Genomic DNA, 410 nt, shown 5'->3' with positions numbered 1-410 from the left:
GTCGATGTACTTCGCCGACGGCTGGGCCAAGGTCGAGCTCGCCCTGGCCAAGGGGAAGAGCGCCTACGACAAGCGGCAGGCGCTGGCCGAGCGGGACGCCGACCGGGAGATCGCCCGCGAGCTGGGCCGCCACCTCAAGGGCCGGACGCGTCGGGCGGCCCCGGCCAGCTCGCCGACCCGCCGCTGACGTCGCCGGCGGTGTCGCCCCGGCAGGGAGGGCACCGCCTCGGCCGACACCCCCTTCGAGGTCGCGGTGGAGCAGCCGGGCGAGGTCGCCCGGCCGCAGGCGGCGGGATCGCGGCCCCGGGTCAGCGGGCGCAGTCGGCGCAGGTGCCGAAGATCTCCAGGGTGTGGCCGACGTCGGTGAACCCGTGCTCGGCCGCCACCTGGTCGGTCCAGCGCTCCACCGC

Annotated in this window: 1 protein-coding gene and 1 pseudogene; one reads left to right on the top strand and one right to left on the bottom strand. The window is 76.8% G+C overall.

From position 1 onward, the window contains the following. The coding region (locus C1I92_RS33195; RefSeq protein WP_146605404.1) for an SsrA-binding protein at positions 1–187 on the top strand (187 nt) is incomplete at its 5' end. A gap of 121 nt (positions 188–308) precedes the next feature. On the opposite strand, the pseudogene C1I92_RS35840 reads toward C1I92_RS33195, so the two are convergent. Beyond that, positions 309–410, bottom strand: a pseudogene (locus tag C1I92_RS35840) (transcriptional repressor); the annotation flags it as partial.

It is taken from the genome of Jiangella anatolica, from assembly GCF_003236295.1.
Taxonomy (GTDB): Bacteria; Actinomycetota; Actinomycetes; order Jiangellales; family Jiangellaceae; genus Jiangella; species Jiangella anatolica.
The sequence above is the reverse complement of the archived record's forward strand: the minus strand, read 5'-3'. Positions and strand labels throughout refer to the sequence as shown.